This is a genomic window from Cerasicoccus sp. TK19100, assembly GCF_027257155.1.
Taxonomy (GTDB): domain Bacteria; phylum Verrucomicrobiota; class Verrucomicrobiia; order Opitutales; family Cerasicoccaceae; genus Cerasicoccus; species Cerasicoccus fimbriatus.
The window spans coordinates 547,295-565,563 of sequence record NZ_JAPWDU010000002.1 but is presented as its reverse complement, the minus strand read 5'-3'; the positions used below and the strand labels follow the sequence as shown (position 1 = coordinate 565,563).

The window sequence follows — 18,269 nt, the reverse complement described above, 5'->3', positions numbered from 1 at the left end:
ATTACTCGGCGAAAGGAATTACTTCTTCTTTTCAGCCTTCTTGGCGGCTTGGCGCGCGCGGAATCCGCGGTCCTTGCCCTGCTTGCCCTCGACGGTGAGCCAGGCGAGCAGCGTGGCTAAATTTTCCGCTGCCGACAGTGGGAGCGGCCCCTTGGTTGGGATGTAAATGCGGTGCTCGCAGTGGGGGACGATCCGCTTGTCGATGCCTTCGGGACGGTCGCTGATAATGATTGCCGCCGAGCGGCCGGGGGCACGCAAGGGCTTGGCCCAGTTGGGGCGGCTGGCACCGGGGCCGCCGACACCAATCGACAGGAAATATGGCTCCATGTGCTTAAAGAGTGGCACGAGTTTACCAATCCTGTAGCAGCGAATATGCTCCAGGGCACCTTGGCTGGCAGAGTAAACCGAGCCATCGATGGGCGCTTGCATCGGGGAATCGGTCACCAGGGCGCGGCGCATGTTGAAGCTGACCGCGACTTTGAGCAGCCGACCGAATTCAATGGGGGCCGCGACCTGGTCGATAATCAGCAGGGGCTCGCCGCTTTTTTGCCAGTCGACGAGGTGGGACATCTGAAACTGCGGCTTGAGCGGCGGGTCGATAAACGCAATGACGCCATCGTGATTGGGGTGTTTAACCACGCGCGTTAAGCGATCGTAAGTCTGCGTCGAGTACGAGCGCTTTTCGTCGGCCAGGTACGCGCAGATTTCACCCAATGGGCCCTGATTTTCCTCAACGAGCCATAGTTTGCGCAGCGCCTTGGGGCGGTTTTTGAACACGGCGTCAAGGGCCGCGCGTCCGCAGATAATCCAGTCTTCGCCGTGTTGTTCGTCTTCGGAGGCAGGTTGAGTCATGCGCGCAGTTTCAAGGTAAAACCCGCGCCCGACAAGCCCTGTTTATTCAATAAGAAGATGCTCCGATAGGAGTCCGGGGCACCGGAATCACTTGGATAGCGCTATCCGGCGTGAGTTTTAATCAACTGAATGAACGCGTTCGTGAAACGCCAATTGAGCAAGTATTCCAGCGCGATCAAGTTGTGCAAAATGGCGATTGCCCAGAATGTTACCTGAAAGGATGTTTTCTGGGTCTTGTGCCGGAAGGTTCTTTGGGCGAAGAAGGCGGCAAGCCAGCCACCCGCGAGCTCCATCATATGAAGGGTGCTTTCCGGTGTTCGCCAAGCGTCGGTTTGCGCCTTTTGTTTGTCGCGCCGATAGGCGATGAACGTTATCAGCGAGATCACCGCAAGATAGATCAATATATATTGATAGCTGATCCAGCCGGATAGCTTGACCAGCGCGGCGCTCGGTAGAATCACTGCCGTTAACGCGGTTAGCGGCTTTTTCAGGTCTTTACGTTTTGAACGCGAGTATGATTTGGAGCGCTGGTTTCGTGGCACGTGATGGATCTAGCGTGATGCGCAATCATTAGTCAAAACACTTTGTGGTGATTCGCCAGCCGATTCGTTCCGGCCTTGTCTTTCGCCGATGATCGCAGCTAACTCCATGCGCATGGAAAAAAGCGCGCAGGCTTCGCAAACTTCGAAACGCTCACCCCGATTGGCAATTGTCGGGGGCGGGGCGGCAGGCTTTTTTACCGCGCTGACTGCGGCTGAGGCGAACCCCGGTGCCAGAATCACCCTCTACGAGCGTGGGCAAAAATGGCTGGCGAAGGTCAAAATTTCGGGAGGCGGCCGCTGCAACGTGACGCATTCGTGCTTTGATCCCAAAGAGCTTTCCACCCGCTATCCGCGCGGCTCACGCGAGCTGCGCGCGGCCTTTCATCGCTGGCAGCCGCAGGACACGCTGGACTGGTTTGCCGCGCGTGGCGTCAAGATTAAGCGCGAGGATGACGGGCGGATGTTCCCCGTAACGGACGACTCGCAGACGATCATAGATTGCTTTCTCCGCTGTGCGCAAGAGGCGGGGATTGAACGGCTCAAAGGCGTGGGTTTGAAGTCGCTGACTGCGCGCAGCGACGGCGGTTATCGCTTGGAGCGAACGGACGGCCAGACGGATGGTGCCGACGCGGTGTGCATTGCGGCGGGTTCGCTGAAGGCCTCGCCCTTGGTCCGCGCGATCGAAGCGCTCGGCCACACGATTGAGCCGCTGGCACCGTCGCTCTTTGCCTTTAATGTGGCGGACAAGCGCACGCATGGCTTGGCCGGGCTTTCGGTGCAGGATGCCGAGGTGCGCGTCAACGATGGCGGAAAGCCACAACAAGGCCCCATATTAATTACCCACCGTGGCTTGAGTGGCCCGGCGATTCTCCGGCTCTCAGCGTGGGAGGCGAGGGCGCTACAGGAGGAGAATTACCACTTCGCGATCAGCATTAATTGGCTTGGCCAGACGACGGAAAATCAAGTCCGCGAGCAGTTTAACCGCCTGCGCAAGCGTTCGGGCAAGACCAACGTGACGGCAAAGGTTTTTGACGCGATCCCGCGCCGGCTTTGGGAGCGACTGGTTTCCGTATCCGGTATTAGCGAAGACATGCGCTGGGCGCAACTGCCCAAGGATCAGGAAAACGCCTTGATCCAGGAACTCGTGGCGGGCAGCTACTCAATCCAGGGCAAGACGACGAACAAGGACGAGTTTGTCACCTGCGGAGGGGTCTGTCGCAAGGAAATCGACTGGCGTCGCATGGAGAGCAAGATGGCTCCGGGGCTGCACTTTGCCGGTGAATGTATCGACATCGATGGCATTACAGGCGGCTTCAATTTCCAGGCCGCATGGACAACCGGACACATCGCCGGTGAGTCGATGGCCAATCCGTAAGCGAGCGTTGCCGCAAAGGAAGCCGCGTCTAGAAGCTACAAGATCGGCAGGGTGTCGAATTGGCCGTCGATGACTTTGCTTGGGTCGGCTTGGAACCAGTCCTGAATCACGGTCGCATAGACTTGGCGGAAATCGTATTCGTGGCGCAGGTCTTTGTTTTCCAGGTTGATGAGGTCCGGCGGGTTGCCCATGAGGGGCGTCTGCAAATCCTTGCCCATGATGAAGAGCGGGGCGGCGGCTCCGTGGTCAGTGCCGTTGCTGCCGTTTTGCTGGGGGCGGCGGCCAAACTCGGAGAAGACGAGCGTCAGCACCTGGTCATCGAGGCCGTGTTTTTGCAGGTCCTGCTGAAAGGCGCTGAGCGCGTTGGAGAGTTCGTTGAGGCGGTTGGCGTGGCCACCTGCCTGGTTGGCGTGGGTGTCATAGCCACCTTGGGACACGAAGTACACGCGCGTTTCGAAGCCGTTGGCGACCATGGCGGCGACCTTGCGCAAGGACTGGCCGAGGTTGCCTTGATAGTTTGCCTGTGGGCGGTAGCGGTCGACGATTTCCTGCACGCGCCGCTCGGTGACGATGGCATCCATCATCATGTGCTGCAGGTAGTTGCCGGAGTCGGACGCGGCGGGGGCCTGAGTGAGCTTTTCCAACAACTGCATTTCGGTGTCGGCTTTTTTCGCGACGCGCCCACGAGTTGGCATGCCGTAAACGGAGTGCACTTTCTCGGACATGAACAGGCCGGGTGTCTCGTTGCTGATGTGCAGGCCTAGCGGGTCGCTGCTGGTGTGGCCGGCCCCGTCGCAGTAGTTGTCGAAGTAATTTCCGATCCAGCCATCGCGGCCGATGATGTCGCTGTCGGTTGCTGTTTCCCAAATTTCGGTGGAGCGGAAGTGGCTGCGGTTGGGGTTGGGGTAGCCGACGTTCTGGATGATGCTCAGGTTGCCGTCTTTGAACAGGCGCTCCATGCCGCCGCAACTGGGGTGAAGCGCAATGAGATCGGATATCTGGCGATAGCCTTCCTTGATGCCCAAGTCGGGGCGCAGGCGGTAATATTCATCATCCAAGTAAGGGATGCAGGTGTTGAGCCCGTCGTTACCGCCAGCGAGCTGAATAAGCACCAGGATCTGCCGGTCCTTCTCCGGCGCGGCGACGTTGGCACGGGCAGTCGTCGCGAGAAAGCTGGGTGCAAATCCGCTGAACGCCACCATGCCCAGGCCTCCCATGGAGCTGCGGAGGAATTCGCGCCGGGTGACGGCGATGGGCGTGTTGCGGTTATACATGGCTGGGCGTTGGTTGGCGTTAGGAAAGTTGATAGGCGGGCGACTGGAGCAGGGCAAGCAAGGCCTCCCGTACGCGCTCAGTGCGCTGGCTGACGGGCACCTTGATGTGGGAGACGAGCTGCTGCTTAAACTCGTCCGTTGGATCGCGTGGCAGGAAATACCGGCAGAGGTGGTTGATCATGTCGGGCGAGTCCTTGTTGAGCAGCGGTTCTAGGCGCTCGTCGTCCACAAAAAACGGCCCCTTGCCGTCGGCCACCGCTTCCTCGATGCGCATTTTTTCGTCAGCATTGAGGCGTTTGATATTCGGTGGGTAGAGCAGGTTCCGCACGAGCTGCTGCCGGGCGGAGAGCGTCGAGGAAGTGATCCAGTGCTTGCCGCCGAGCCAGCCCCGAACGTTGGGCGGGTTTTGAAACTGCTGGCCCATGCCGCGCAGTTGTTGCTCGACGCGCTCAGGTACGGGGAAGACGTCGAGATTGATGTCTTGGCACAGGCCGAGGTAGTAATGAATCGGCGACTTAATGAGCTCACCGCGAAACTGTGGGTCGAAGAACAACTCGCTGGTAAAGACGGTTTCCAGGAGCCAACGCTGGTCGAAGTCACGGCGTGCCCATTCGTCTCCCAGTGGTTGCAGATATTCGTCGGGGATCGGCGTTTCGCTAAGGTAAAAGAGGCATAATTCGCGGGGCAGGAAGAGCTTAGCACCGGGTTGCTCAAAGATCATTTCGATGACCTCATCGCCGTTCCAGCGACCGGTCTGACCGAAGACGGTTTTCACGCCGTTGTCGTAGGCGTGCGGGTTAAAGTTGAATTCGGCAAAGTAATAATCGGACTCGCGGTAGCCATAGCCGGTAAACGAGCGCGCGGCCTGCTTGATGTCGTTCTCGGTGTAGTTGCCCTGGCCGAGGGTAAAGAGCTCCATCAGCTCGCGGGCGAAGTTTTCATTGGGTGCCTGCTTGGTGCTGCGGTTGAGGTCGAGGTAATGAATCATCGCCGGCGAGCGGCTGACGGTCTTGGCCAGGTCGCGGTAGCTGTCGAAACCTTCGCGTCGCAGAATGTTCTGGTGGTCGTAAAGGCGTCCGGCGTCCTTCACTTTTTCATAGGAGACGACAAACACGCTCTCTAAAAATAGCACGTATTTTTCTTGGGCGGAGTTCTCCGGTTGGCGGGCAAACTCCATCCACGCCATGGCGAATTCACTGAAGGCGTCGCGCTCGGCTTTACGGATTTCACGCTGAATTTCGCGGCGTGTTTCCTCGTCCTGGTTGCGCATGCTGCGGCGCAAGTATTTTACCTTTAAATCGGCCTCCCATGTTTTGGTAGGGACGGGGAATTCGCGGCCTTTGAAGGCGTCGCGCACGGTGGCCTGTAGGCCATCGTTGAGCGCCTGCTGGACATCGGCTGGCCGCGCGGAAAAGCCCATCCGCCGCAGCAGGTGCGCAGCGCTGTCAGTATCCCACTTGTCCGGTGACAGCGGTTGCCAGGCTTGGCGGGGACTTTGGTGACCGATGACGAGACTCATTGCAGGTATTTAACCCTTAATGGAAAATTAAGTTTCAGCAATTTTGCGCTAGGGGGCGCTGCTTGGGTAATGATTAGAGGAATCTTAAATATGGGAAAATTCAATTGCAATACGGAAGCAGTCGGCGGATTACTACGGCATGGCAAAGTTACTATCTGTTTTTTCGAGCATTGTTGCAGTAGCGCTATTTCTGGTGGGCTGTGAAAATGTGGATGTGGACTCCAGCTCGGCTGGTAATGCAAAGCTAGCTGCCTCCAGCTCGGCTTATATTGAACCGGATTTCCCGGAAACCGATGGTTATCCGGCTCCGCATGAGCGCGTGGATAATGCCATCCACGAGGCAATTGCTAACGTTCTGACCGCGAAGGGATACCACGTGACTCAGGATAAGAGCAGCGCAGATATTGTCATTTCCGGAAGCTATGAGCAGGGGAAGGTCGTGAACCAGTCGTCGGCGACGTCGGCCAACAACAGCGTGGGCTACAGTGATAGCAGCATGCATGTGCAACGCGCGCTTTATGTGTTCCTGTCTGCAAGCAAGGATGGCGAAAAGCTCTGGTCGGCAAACGAGCCGCTTTCCACCAATGCTTTGGATGCTGGCGTGCAGACGCTGATGGCGAGCTTTCCCACCGCCGGAAAATAAGGCATGACGAGACGCCCCTGTTTAATCGGCGCGCTGGCGGGGATTACCTCGGGCTTGCTGCATTTTGCTGCGTTTCCTCCGGGTAATGTGGCGGAGGCGGCCTATGTCTTTGCTATTCCGCTGTTGCTCTGGCTGCTGACAAATCCGCCCCGCTGGCGGACGTTTTTCTGCGCGCTGGGCGGCTTTTGGCTTAGTTGGTTTTTGCTGATCATCTGGCTGCGCCATGTGCATCCGCCGATGGGCTCGGTCGGCCTGGTGATCTTGTCATTTTTGCTGGGGCTGTTTCCGGCTGGCTGGGCACTGGCGGGGCGCTGGATATTACCCAACGCCGTGAAACGCGGGTTCGGTGCGCGGCTTTTGGCGCTACTGGGTATGGCCGGTCTGTGGGTGATCCTGGAATGGCTGAAGACCTGGGTACTCACGGGCTTCCCTTGGCTGCCACTGGCGGCGAGTCAATGGCAGCGCCCGCCGATGCTGCAAACCGCAGAATTCGGCGGGCAGTATGCGGTCTCGTTTATCCTGATCTTCTTTAATCTCACGCTGGCTTTCTACATCAAGCGGCTCTTCCTGACCCCGGCCAATGACGAGAAGGATGGTAAGGCTGACGCTCCCGCTAAGGCGAGCCGCCTGAAGCTGCGGTGGCAGTTTTGCCCTGAGTTCTACGTGGCCCTGGCGCTGGTGTTTGTCTCGGTATGGCTCTATGTGCGCACAGTTGGCAAGGCGCAGGAGCGGGAGCCGATGCTCAACGTTGCCGCCGTGCAACCTTGGATACCGGCCGACCTGAAATGGGACCAGTCCATGGTGAATGAGAATTTCCGGGTCCTGCGTCAACTGACCGAGCAGGCGGTGATCTCCACGCCCAAACCCGATCTGATCCTGTGGCCGGAGGCCGCGCCACCTTACCCGATCATCAATGCCAAGGGGCAGCGCGAAATGGAGCTGTGGATTCAGGGTGGGGTGGACAAGCATGGCATCCCGCTGATAACGGGCGCTCTGGCGCAGTTCCCCAATGGCGAATGGGCCAACGCGCTCTTCTTACTGGAACCGGAAAAAGGCCTCTATGACGGGCATTACGCCAAGCGTCGGCTCGTGCCTTTTGGCGAATACATACCGCTGCGTGATGTGTTGTTTTTCATCAGTACGGTGGTTCCGCTGGACATTGATTTGAAGCCCGGCGACCACTCCCGACCCTTACCGGTTACTGTGGGCGAGGAGACCTGGCAAGCTGGGCCACTGATTTGTTATGAGGACATCTTTTCGCGACTAGGGCGGGAGGTCGTGCGTAGTGGCGCGGACTTTATTGTCGTTGTGACCAATGACGGTTGGTATGGTGAAGAGGCCGGTGCCTACCAACATGCAGCACATTCAGTGCTGCGCGCCGTCGAAACGCGTCGCCCAGTCGTTCGTTGCGGCAACCATGGCTGGAGTGGCTGGATCGACGAATATGGCAACGTGCGCGATGTCCTGCTGGCTGAGGATGGCCGGGTTTACTCGCGCCAGAGCAAATCTTTTGCGCTTAGCTATGATCCAATCTGGCGGGATCAACTGACCTTCTATGCGCGCTATGGCGACTGGGTGCTGTGGCTGGGCGGGCTGTTTTTCCTGGCGGCTATTTGGCAGCGCAGGCAGACAGTGGCGTAGTTAACGGAACCGTGACCCGGGTCAGTTCGGGTAATTTTCTACGCTTTTTTGCTGACCTGGAGAGACAGGTGGCTTAGCTTAGTTTGCGTTAACTGCTCTACATTTTCTGCTGTGAAAACTCAATCTCCCAAGCCTGCGTTGGCTGCACGCATCGCCCTTGGCGTTAGTTTGTTGGTCGGCCTCTCCTTATCCGGCTGCGCTAAGCCGGAGGCCAAGCAAGATAAAGTCTCCGCCGGTGGCGCGAATCTCGTGGCCATGGATGGCGGCGCTGATGTGGCCATGCCGCATACGGTGGACAGCGCCACGGAGTTTCCGGCCGCTCTCGAAAGCGTGAAAACGGGATCCAAGAAGCCGCAACTTCGTACCACGGACGCCAACCATACCGTGGTTCGCGTGGAAAAAGCCTCCCCGATCAGCAACTCAGGCCTCGGCGTTACGCCCAAGGGACTGGAGCGCGATTGGGATGGCACCGTGCTCATCCCGGCAGGCGCGCAAATGTCTCATGCGCACACGGATAACGTCAGTTTCGGCCGTATCGAGGCGCATCCGTTGACCGATGGATCGCTGCGGGTATGGGTGCGCGTTAACAACCTGACGGACAGCGATTTGGACACGCGCGTAGCGTGCAATTTTAATTCGTCGAGTGCGGGTTCCGGCAAGACTTCCTTCGTGCCGACGGTCATTCCGGCAAACGACGCCATCGACGTCTATTTTATGTCACCCATGCCCAACGTGGTCAGCTACACCATTCTGGCGCGCTAGCTGATTTTCGTTTCAATGTGCGATTGTGAACAATCAGCTCGGCACCTGTAGGCGGTTGCGAATGAGCTCGTGCGTATTGGCGGATTGGATCATGCCGTTGAGGAGGCGGGCCATTTCCGATAAGTGGCGTTTGCCGCGGTTGGCGTCGCCATTTTCCATGACATTACGCGCGACCATCATATCCATTACGGCGGAGCAGGCGAGGACTTGGCTTTTGGCGGCGTCAAACGCCTTCACGCGCTCACCCGCTGAGTTCTTGCCGAGGCCTGCAACGATGTGGATCGGAATGGTGTTGGCGATGTTGTCCAACTGGTCTGCGAGACCCTTGCGACGTGTATCTCCCTCGATGATATTTTCGACCATAACCACCCACTCGATACCGAGTTGGTAGACTTTTTGCGATTCGTGAGGGAAAAAATTACTCATGGGACTGCTTGGATTGAAATCTTGAGGGTAGGAAAGGAATTTTACGACCTTATTGTGTCTAGGCGAGCAAGACCGTCTTGATGTTCACAAATTCTTTGATGCCATAATCGGACAATTCGCGGCCATAGCCAGACCTTTTTACGCCTCCAAAGGGTAATCGTGGGTCGGATTTCACGAAATCATTGATGAACACGGTGCCCGTATGGAGTTTTGTTCGGGCCAGAGCGATGCCGCGCTCGTGGTTTTGCGTGAAAACCCCGCCACCGAGTCCGTATTCGCTGCTGTTGGCGATGCGGACTGCGTCATCTTCGTCCTTTGCTTCGATAATGGATAACACCGGGCCGAACAGTTCCTCGCCGTAGCCGGGGGAGCCCTCCGGTGCGCCAGTGATCACTGTCGGTGGATACCAAGCACCGGGCTTATCGGGAACCACGCCGCCCGTTAGCAGCTCGGCACCGGCCTTCAGGCTGTCGCTCACCTGTTGGTGAAGCTCGTCTCGCAGGTCGACGCGAGCCATCGGGCCGAGCTTCGTGTCGGCACTGGTGGGATCGCCGGCAGAGATTTTCTCCATTGCCGCAACGACTTTAGCTTCAAAGGCTTGGCGCACTTCGGAAAGCACGATCGCGCGCTTGGCGGCAATGCAGCTTTGGCCCGCATTGAGCATACGCCCGGCGACAATTTTTTCTACCGCGAGGTCCAGATCGGCGTCTTCGAGAACGATGTAGGCATCGGCACCACCGAGCTCCAGCACCGTCTTCTTGATCTGGGAACCGGCCATGGCGGCAACTTTCTCCCCGGCGGCGGTGGAGCCAGTCAGCGTGACCGCGCTCACCGTGGGGTGGGCGATGGCAACCGCTGCGCCGTCATTGCCGACCATGAGCGTGCGGAATAAATTCATCGGAAAGCCTGCCTGCTGGAAAATGGCCTCAATGGTCAGTGCACACTGGGGGACGTTGGAGGCGTGCTTGAGCACCATGGCGTTGCCCGCCATGAGGGCAGGGGCCGCCGCGCGGAACACCTGCCAGAAGGGGAAGTTCCAAGGCATGATCGCCAGCACGCAGCCGATCGGCTGAAATGTTGCAAAGGCTTTTTGTCCAGAGCCTTCCAAGGGCTGATCTTGCAGGAAGTTGGCGGCGTTTTCGGCGTAGTATTCGCACACCTTGGCGCATTTTTCGACCTCAGCGAGGGCCTCGCTGATCGGTTTGCCCATTTCGAGCGTGATGGTTTTCGCGTAGGCTTCCTTGTTGGCGAGCAGTACTTCCGCGGCCTTGCGCATGCACTTGGTGCGATCTTCGAAAGCCACCTCACGCCAAGCGGCTGCATCGGCCTCGACGTTTTCGAGGATGCGGAGTATTTCGGGTATATCGATGGATGGGAACTCGCGAACGAGCTCACCGGTGGCTGGGTTGACGGTCTGAAGCGACATTACGGTGAACCTTATCAAGGGGATTAAGCCCGGTTATCAAAGTGCCAGCCCAGGTCTGCGTCAATGCCTAGATGATACTTGCGCGATGGATCGGATGTCCGAAAGTTTTAATACGGACGACCTCCAAGCTGAAAGGCCCGCCATCATCGCCGTTGGTTGGGCCACTTTTTCAGGGGTTAATTTACTACCGTCAATCGACTTCGTTTCTTTAGGTTGCGCAGCCAGCGGTTTGATTTTTAGATCCGCGCTACTTTATGAAAAGCGTTAGTGGAAACCTGACCCGCATTTTGTTTATCGGTGATAGCATTACTGATTGCAATCGCCGCACGACGAACCAGCCATTGGGCAATGGCTATGTCCAACTGGTCGCGGACATGCTGAAAATTTATCACCCCGAGCGGCCGCTTGAGGTGGTTAACCGTGGTATTGCGGGTAATACGATGGAAGACTTGAGGTCGCGCTGGACGGATCATGCTTTGTGCGAAAAACCGGATTGGATCGTGCTGAAGGTGGGAATCAATGACTGCAATCGTTACGAGGTCGACCCGGCTACCAATGTGCTACAAAGCCCGGAAAGTTATGCGAAAATTCTGGACCAAATTATTGAGCTAACGTGCCGCCACTTGCCAGCAACGAGGTTCTTGCTCGTGTCACCATTCTATCTGAGTTTGGACGACGATCTTCCCGACTCGTATCGAGCAAGGATTCGCGAATCAGTGAAATTATACGTCAGCGCGAGTGGAGCATCGGCCGAAAAACATGGCACCGATTTCCTGGATCTGAATGCAGCCTTTGCCGAGCTCATGCATCATATTAAGCCCAGCGATTTGGCTGACGACGGTGTGCACCCGAATACATCCGGCCACCTTTTTATTGCTACCAGGATTTATGTGCGGCTTCGTGAATTACTCGGGCTTTAGTTCATTCAAGGTGCTTTGCTGATGCGGGGTTTTGCTGATCGATATAAGCAACAAATGGTTTGTTCCCCGTAAGGAAAAAGGGAGCATCGTGCAAGATGGGCGTGTTCTGGATAGCACCCCAATTGCACTCTATGATTTCAACCGCCCAAGATTCTTCTTCGCAGCGTGTCGATGCAACCAAGGCACCTGCAATTCAGCATTTCAAGCATCCGCGTTCCTGCGTTTTTTCGAAGGAGTTCCTGCTCACCGTGGCAGGCCAATCCATTGAGGTGCTTCACACTGAAGCAGCGGCATTCGCGAACTTCGTTTTTGATCCATCGGACGGACCCGTCGAGGTGGTGGTGAAACGGCTTCACGATACGATTGAAGAGTTCGCAATCCGCCCGGTAAAGCTTGGTATCGAAGGAAAGGCAGAGGTTAAAGAGCTGCGATTTACGCTGGAGAATACCGATAAAGTGAGTGTCGAGATCGAAGGCATGCGCCCGCTGTTTCTCTGGGCGAATCCGCCCGAAACGGTTAAGCCTTCTCCGGAGGATCCGAAGGTCCGCTATTTCAAGCGAGGGCAAATATACGAAATTGGTGAGCTGGAAATAAACTCCGGTGAAACGCTCTACATCGAAGGTGGTGCGGTGCTAAAGGCGCGCGTGATATGCAACAATGCACAGGATGTCACCATTCGCGGATATGGCATTTTGGACGGCGGTTTTTACGACCGAGAGCGTGGCGACTATGTTGCCAGCATTGTTTTTAACCGATGCCGCCGGGTGACGCTGCATGACATTACGATGATTCATCCCAGTGGCTGGATGGTGGTGCCTGGAGCCTCTGAGCATGTCGAAATCTATAACCTGAAACAAATCGGTGAAGTCGTCTGCTCGGACGGTATCGACATCGTTGGATCCAAGCATGTGCACATCCACGATTGTTTCCTTCGGAACAATGACGACTGCGTCGTGGTAAAGGCTCTTCTCCTGGGCAAAAAGAATCTGACGGCGGCACAATTTGATTTTCGCGAATGTCCGGAAGATATCCTTATCGAGAACTGCACACTGCTTTGCGCTGAGGCGGGTAACGCCATGGAAATCGGGCATGAGCTAAGTGTCGAGTATGTGCGCGATGTCACTTTCCGAAACATCGACGTGCTCTCAGTCCATACTAATGGCGCGGTGTTTTCCCTGCACAATAATGACCGGGCAAACATCGAGAATATCACCTTTGAGGATATCCGTATCGAGCATTGCTGGGACAAATTTATCGACTTCCGCATTTCGAAATCGCGCTTCAGCAGTGATGAAGAACGTGGTCACATCCGTGGCGTGACCCTGCGCGGCATCCACTGGCATATGATGCCTTGCAATCAAGGATACACCGTTTCCATCATCGGTGGCTGGAGCCAAGACAACCTCATTGAGGATGTGAACATCATTAACATGCGTATTAACGACCATGTGGTTCAGGACATCGACGAGCTCGAGATTACCACCCGCTACACGCGCAACATACGCCTTAGCGAGGCAGAGGATTTGGCTGCTTTGCCTCATTCGGTGGCTACTGTATAGAGAACCGGCGAAGCCTGTCGTTAAAATGACGGCAGGCGATTCATTAGGTGGGTTTAATCCTGCCAATGACCTTCGATTAATAGACGCTTGGGAACGGCCGGGATTCCGCGTTCGCCTTGATTTAATTGCGTGACGACAATATCGACGGCAGTCATTCCAATCTCTTTGCGCTCCACGCGAATGCCACGGCCGGTCTGACCATCAGATAAGGCAAAGCATACGACATCGAGTTGAGGATATGTGCGCGACAGTTCTTCGGCGATATCTGCCCGCTCAGTCAGGATGGCATCCGGGCGCGTAGCTTGTATCCATTCAGAGATGGACTGCAGGTCATCGGCTTGCCCCAGCTCCAGTGGAGCCAAGCTATCCTTAATGGCGAGGCGACGTTGTAGATTTAAAAAAGTGCCCATTGCCGCGCCACGCGTCTTGTGCGTAAAGATTGAGTGAGTGACTAGCCCAATGCGCTTGCGCCCCGCATCGAGCAGTCTTTGCCAAGCCAAATGTATGTCATAATCGAGCGCTGAATCTACTCGCGAGATATTCGGCTCGCGAATGCCTGGGCCAATCAATACCGAAGCAAATGAATCCAAAGGGAAGGGAATGGTCGTTATCGATTCGTGAGCCTGGCAAAAAATAATTCCCTGAATACCACGGACATTCAGTATGCGCAGCAAGCAGCTTACTTCTTTTGCTGAGCCATCACAGGGATATATCTCGGTGCGGTAAGAGAGCGCCTCAGCCCGCTGCTCAATGCCTTCGCGGTAGGGTTTGTAAAATTCGCTATTCTCCCAAGCTTCGTTTCTTTCAGGCCAGAGTGATATGATCGCCAGGCAGACTTGGGTGCTGGTTGCGCTGCGCGTACGTCGCTGTGCCATAAGCGTACTGATCAACGGGTCCGGACGGTAGCCCATTTCTTTCGCTATGCCTTGAATGCGCTTACAGGTCGCCTTCGATATACGAGCGTGGTTGCGCAAAGCCATGGAGACTGCGGCCTGCGAAACTCCGGCAGCCTGAGCAATTTGCTGCATCGTCGGTTTTGGATACTGCACCGCCATCGATCTTAGGATTGCCAGATAATGCGAGTGTTTAGCTTTCCGCAGGGACGGGCGGGTGGCGGTCGACAATGTTGCGAAGCGTGATGCGTTTTCCCTCGGGGTCTTCGCGCGATGGATACGCGTCTGAGAGCACGATGATGGATCGCGTGTTGGGGAAGACCGCCTTGGGGCCGCCATTTCTCATAATCCAACCTTCATCAGATCCTTCATAGGCGGCAATTTTGACCCACATTTTATTGTCTTCCGGAAATTTAAACAGGTGGTCCTTTCCCGAATTGATCTGCGCAAATTCATCCTCAATCTTCGCGGCCGCATCTCGTTTGGAGAAGTTAAAAACTCTGGCGGTATTCAGCGGATGCGCTTCGAGTGAGGCATCGACCATGCGGGTTTCAATCGAAGGTGCCCCCTTGTTTGCCTCATCACTGTTGGAGTTAGTCAGGATCAGGAGAATGTTGTCGCTGGTATTCGACAACTGTTCTTCAGCCAAGGTCACTTTCACAGGGGGCAGCTTGGGATCCTTGGCTGGCACATAGCAGTATATTTCAATTTTTCCAGAGGGGGGAGCGGTGTATGCGTTGGACAAGGCTGTATCGCCAGCGTGAAGCCGCACTTCCTTCTCACCATCATTGTAAAACAATTTTGGCGAAGCACGCCTCACCGCCAACGTGCGGAAAGTCAGTGCATCGGTTGCCGCAGCCAGCAGCGGCTGACTGGAAAACGTGAGTAGTGCCAGGATGACGTAGACCGGCAGGATGCTTAAATTTCTTCGGGTGTTAGCCATTTGAAAGATATGATTTCATATTTGCGCCCGAGGGATTGGTTGATAGCACCGGCCAGGGATGGCGGTGTCTCGGGACTGACTCCGTCATCGACATAATTGTATGTTCGCTGAACGACAGCTTCGCACCATGCGCGACTTTCTATGTTATTGGTCAAGGGGTTTACGTACTCGCCATAGGAGCGTATCGTAAAGGTATCTGACCGAGCGGATAAAATAGGACCGATCGCGGAAAGGATGTCTGCCTGTGTTAAGAACTGTGGCGCAAAGGCCGACTTCGAGCTGTATGGTGCGACCGAATCCCGACCGCCACGCATCGCGCTTTTGTTGTAGTATTGGCTAGTGTCACTGTAGTCTGGAATGTCATCAAGGTGCAGCGTGGTGTCGTTGTTGGCGGCTAGGGCTCCGCTGGTTGTGCGGTCAATTGCGCCCTGCAGTGTACCGCGGAGACGTTCGTCCAGAGGATCGCCATCGGGATATTGAGTGTTCGGATTGTCGACCAATCGGCGGTTGACGAAATCGGCCAGTGATACGAAGGGACCACGGTTGCGGATTTCTTCAACGATGTTTGCCGCCAGTTGTGCGATCTGTTCTTCGTCGAGTTCGCGATGCCCCTGCCAAGTCGCGCTCACTGCATTCGGAGCGGTGGTCGGTTTGGTAAAGCGCGAGAGTGCAGCTTGAGTTCGATCCGTGGAAAGTGTTCCGGATACCGGATCGTAGCCCAGTTGATTCGCACCGCCCAGAACCGCTCGCCATGCTTGTTCGGAAGTTGAGTTGATGTTGAACGCACCGTTTATTGACATGTGCTTGGCCGCCAGATTCGCATCCCTGATTTCGGACTCAACGTAGACGTCGTTCAGCTTGATACGAGAATTGGGTAGTTGGTCTGGAATCGGCGTTAATACGGTATCGGTGATTTTGCCAGTTCCGACATTGGGTACCGTGGAGACGAAGTAGCGGTCCCACAATGCACGGTTCAAATTCCAGGAAAAATCATAGTAAATGCGGACGAGTGCCGTCGGTTTATACGTATTGTCGTTGGCGAAGTATAGCACGTCACTGAGTGATCCCAATCGGAAATCTGCGAGGCTATTGCCGATTGCGTAGGCGGGGTGCCCGTTGGTGATACCTAGATTTGCGTGCTGTAGCTGGCCCAAGCTCAGCAAGGGTTGGTTTTCCGGGCGATACTCAAACAGCGTTGCTTGAATCGTTTCTCCCGAGCCATCGGCGTCTAGTCCGTAGCCGGACGAGGCGTCCTCATCATCGCCCACAATAAACTGCGGCCAATCTGTATTACTTGAGGTGCCGATGTATCCCGGGGTGGTGGTGTCCATACCATCACCTGAATCTCCCAAACGGCGGGGATAACGCATTGCGATAAATGCTCGGGGATTGCCTTGGGCAAGCCAGCGCATCGGCGAGCCGGAGAATCTGGCTTTGAATGTTTGCGCAAAGGCAGGCGTTGTCAGCGAAGATAGCGGAGCTGGCCCCTGGGCGAGTCCTGTGTGGCCGCTGCTGGACATCCCGGGAAACGTTCCGGGATAAGCCCGGGTGAAGCTTTGATACCAACGCTTATCAGCCGTAGGGTTTGTTCCAATTGGTTCCGTACTGACGACTTCTCCTAGGTAGGTGCACAGCTCACCTTGATTGGGTTTGAAATTATTATAGGAGATATAGGACGTATTGCCTGTAATGGTTCTGTTGCTCGTATCGGTTCGATCAACGGCAACTCGATACACAGTGGAGGCATCACTATCTTCGCTCTTCTTGGAAATAGAGCGCATCAATACGTGACCAGTTGGATTGAAGCCGGGAGTTAAAACGTTTTCTGGCTCACCATCCGAAGGAGCGTCGTAAGTCTTTCCACTCTCGGAGCCTTCTAATGTGTAGATGATGCTCTTGCCCGGTGGAATGGCATCCGCATCAACAACAAAACGAAAGTATCTGTGTTTTTCGCCACCATTCCATGTGCCACCAGCGCGGTTCAAACTGCGTGTCTCCTTGTCTTTCCAGCTACCATCCGGTTGTGATTCCTGAAGCTGAAACCATGCTTTGTCCGAACTACGGCGCTGCATGCCAACTTCGTATTTCGCGGCTTTGATGGGCACTGTGTAGGGATTCCAAAGAACGACCACGGGGGAGACTGCCAGGTGGATGTCGATACCAGCGGCTGAGACGATATACTCAAAGCCAAGCGAAAAGTAGGTGAGTAATGGAGCGATGCCGCTTTCCGTTTCAGTCGGCAGTCGTGGCGTTAACTCATCGTTGACTGTGGTTTGAGCAAAGCTGCGCAGCTGACCCCAGGTCGGCACGCCGAAGTCCGGCTCGGCGGAATCATTGGGATCAGGTTCTGTTTGGAAGAGAAAATCCGTGTCCAGCGGTTCGAGGGCGGATGTCGATAGCAGTACTGACATATCCTGCTTGAGTCCACCCGCATAGGTATCGGTTAAGAGGCCTTGCGATTCGGTCGTCAGGTCGTGGTAGCGAAGGTCAATCAGTTTGGATAGGGTAGAACGATTTGCGCTACCTTTCAGGAGTGGCATTTGATCCAAATCCAGCAATCTTGGTAAATCAGGGTCCGTTGGATCGTATACTGCCTCGTCGCTCATCGGATCCAACTCCAACATGTCAGAAGAGGCCAATGTTACCTGGTCGGACGCGTTTTCGGCATCCATCAGCTCAATGGCCGCACGGGGTGAAGTGACAAACGCATAGCTCGATTCTTCGAGCGCTTCGGGCATCGTTAGATTGAGGGGGGCCTTGGTGCCGTTGTCACTGATCCACCATGCGTAGCCTCCGGTGACGACGTTGTCATCATTGACGACTTCTACCAGTGGTGCGGCAACGTAATCCACGGCTGATTGACCAACCGTTTTTGGGCCGACCAGTAGGCGGGCAGGGCTGTTGGCAATCGTGATGTCTGTCGAAAGCGCATTGGCGGACGTTAAATTATTGACTGTGCTTTCCGGCGAGAATTTGAGCCCATTGGAGGTTCCGTCGGAGCTGACGAGTCCTTCGTTTCCGCTAACCAACCAGTTTAATAACTTGGCCTGGCTACCATTGCTGGATGAAGCATTGATAATTTCCGTGGCAACTTCGCCGGGGGTTTTAGTGTAATCTCCGCTGGTGCCATTTTTGTAAGCACCCAACCAATGTGCGTTGGCATTCGTCGCGTTGACCAGGTTTGCGTTGATGTCGGCTCGGGCTGTGGTGCGTTGATCCGGCCCGGTATGTCTTTGTAGCTCACCAATCGCAGAAAGTATTCCAAGGCGCGCATTTTCCTGCGCCAGAAGCTTCACCCGGTCGAGTTCACTGCGGTTCACTTCAATCGAAGCCAAAGTCGTGAAACTCAAAAGCAGTAACACGATGAATGCCATCAAGCTCAACGCGATGATTAGCGCGAAGCCCGGGGCATTATTCTGATTTTTGTGTTTCTTCAAGGGGAGGGGGTCCACTCACGATGTTTTTATCATCGCGAATAAGAGCAATTGGAGGTG

16 protein-coding genes are annotated in these 18,269 nt (G+C 55.6%); 7 read left to right on the top strand and 9 right to left on the bottom strand.

The annotated features are described in order from the left end of the window. Window positions 1-18: 18 nt before the first annotated feature. Window positions 19-852: an RNA methyltransferase substrate-binding domain-containing protein gene (locus O3S85_RS05875; protein ID WP_269538881.1), complete on the bottom strand. Its 834-nt coding sequence runs from the start codon at window positions 850-852 to the stop codon at window positions 19-21. 101 nt (window positions 853-953) lie between these two features. Continuing rightward, window positions 954-1,394, bottom strand: coding sequence for a DUF1294 domain-containing protein (locus O3S85_RS05870; protein WP_269538880.1), 441 nt, complete (start codon window positions 1,392-1,394; stop codon window positions 954-956). A gap of 88 nt (window positions 1,395-1,482) precedes the next feature. On the opposite strand from O3S85_RS05870, the gene O3S85_RS05865 reads away from it, so the two are divergent. Beyond that, window positions 1,483-2,769, top strand: a complete 1,287-nt coding sequence (locus tag O3S85_RS05865; protein WP_269538879.1) for a BaiN/RdsA family NAD(P)/FAD-dependent oxidoreductase — start codon at window positions 1,483-1,485, stop codon at window positions 2,767-2,769. 35 nt (window positions 2,770-2,804) lie between these two features. On the opposite strand, the gene O3S85_RS05860 is transcribed toward O3S85_RS05865, so the two are convergent. Both O3S85_RS05860 and O3S85_RS05855 read right to left on the bottom strand, forming a co-directional pair. Continuing rightward, on the bottom strand, window positions 2,805-4,043 hold the full coding sequence (locus O3S85_RS05860) for a DUF1501 domain-containing protein (RefSeq protein ID WP_269538878.1): 1,239 nt from the start codon (window positions 4,041-4,043) through the stop codon (window positions 2,805-2,807). Window positions 4,044-4,062: 19 nt separating this feature from the next. After that, entirely contained in the window at window positions 4,063-5,562 is a 1,500-nt protein-coding gene (locus O3S85_RS05855) for a DUF1800 domain-containing protein (RefSeq protein ID WP_269538877.1), read from the bottom strand. 139 nt (window positions 5,563-5,701) lie between these two features. Here O3S85_RS05855 and O3S85_RS05850 point away from each other — a divergent pair, with 139 nt between their 5' ends. The 3 genes from O3S85_RS05850 (at window position 5,702) to O3S85_RS05840 (ending at window position 8,608) form a co-directional block, all read left to right on the top strand. Next, window positions 5,702-6,205, top strand: a complete 504-nt coding sequence (locus O3S85_RS05850; protein ID WP_269538876.1) for a DUF4136 domain-containing protein — start codon at window positions 5,702-5,704, stop codon at window positions 6,203-6,205. Window positions 6,206-6,208: 3 nt separating this feature from the next. Continuing rightward, on the top strand, window positions 6,209-7,846 hold the full coding sequence (gene lnt / locus O3S85_RS05845) for an apolipoprotein N-acyltransferase (RefSeq protein ID WP_269538875.1): 1,638 nt from the start codon (window positions 6,209-6,211) through the stop codon (window positions 7,844-7,846). 111 nt (window positions 7,847-7,957) lie between these two features. Then, entirely contained in the window at window positions 7,958-8,608 is a 651-nt protein-coding gene (locus O3S85_RS05840; protein ID WP_269538874.1) for a hypothetical protein, read from the top strand. 33 nt (window positions 8,609-8,641) lie between these two features. Here O3S85_RS05840 and O3S85_RS05835 read toward each other — a convergent pair whose 3' ends face one another. Together O3S85_RS05835 and O3S85_RS05830 are read right to left on the bottom strand one after the other, a co-directional pair. After that, window positions 8,642-9,034, bottom strand: coding sequence for a four helix bundle protein (locus O3S85_RS05835; protein WP_269538873.1), 393 nt, complete (start codon window positions 9,032-9,034; stop codon window positions 8,642-8,644). Window positions 9,035-9,092: 58 nt separating this feature from the next. Then, complete coding sequence (locus O3S85_RS05830) at window positions 9,093-10,460, bottom strand: NAD-dependent succinate-semialdehyde dehydrogenase (RefSeq protein WP_269538872.1); 1,368 nt, start codon at window positions 10,458-10,460, stop codon at window positions 9,093-9,095. 4 nt (window positions 10,461-10,464) lie between these two features. On the opposite strand from O3S85_RS05830, the gene O3S85_RS05825 reads away from it, so the two are divergent. The 3 genes from O3S85_RS05825 to O3S85_RS05815 all read left to right on the top strand — a co-directional run bounded on the left by O3S85_RS05825 (window position 10,465) and on the right by O3S85_RS05815 (window position 12,939). Further along, window positions 10,465-10,728, top strand: a complete 264-nt coding sequence (locus O3S85_RS05825) for a hypothetical protein (RefSeq protein ID WP_269538871.1) — start codon at window positions 10,465-10,467, stop codon at window positions 10,726-10,728. After that, a complete protein-coding gene (locus O3S85_RS05820) occupies window positions 10,715-11,380 on the top strand; it encodes an SGNH/GDSL hydrolase family protein (protein WP_269538870.1) in 666 nt (221 codons plus the stop codon). Before O3S85_RS05825 ends, O3S85_RS05820 begins: the two co-directional genes overlap by 14 nt. A 131-nt stretch (window positions 11,381-11,511) precedes the next feature. Further along, entirely contained in the window at window positions 11,512-12,939 is a 1,428-nt protein-coding gene (locus O3S85_RS05815) for a glycosyl hydrolase family 28 protein (RefSeq protein WP_269538869.1), read from the top strand. A 53-nt stretch (window positions 12,940-12,992) separates the two neighbouring features. Here the strand turns inward: O3S85_RS05815 and O3S85_RS05810 are convergent, their stop codons facing one another. From O3S85_RS05810 to O3S85_RS05800, 3 genes are read right to left on the bottom strand one after another with little or no spacing between them, the layout of a single operon-like run. Continuing rightward, window positions 12,993-13,994 carry a LacI family DNA-binding transcriptional regulator gene (locus O3S85_RS05810; protein WP_269538868.1) on the bottom strand — a complete coding sequence of 334 codons (1,002 nt, stop codon included), beginning with the start codon at window positions 13,992-13,994 and terminating at the stop codon, window positions 12,993-12,995. 31 nt (window positions 13,995-14,025) lie between these two features. Next, the gene (locus tag O3S85_RS05805; protein ID WP_269538867.1) at window positions 14,026-14,775 is read right to left on the bottom strand and encodes a hypothetical protein; all 750 of its coding nucleotides are present in this window, start codon (window positions 14,773-14,775) and stop codon (window positions 14,026-14,028) included. Then, the gene (locus tag O3S85_RS05800; RefSeq protein WP_269538866.1) at window positions 14,751-18,212 is read right to left on the bottom strand and encodes a hypothetical protein; all 3,462 of its coding nucleotides are present in this window, start codon (window positions 18,210-18,212) and stop codon (window positions 14,751-14,753) included. Before O3S85_RS05800 ends, O3S85_RS05805 begins: the two co-directional genes overlap by 25 nt. Window positions 18,213-18,269: the final 57 nt, after the last annotated feature.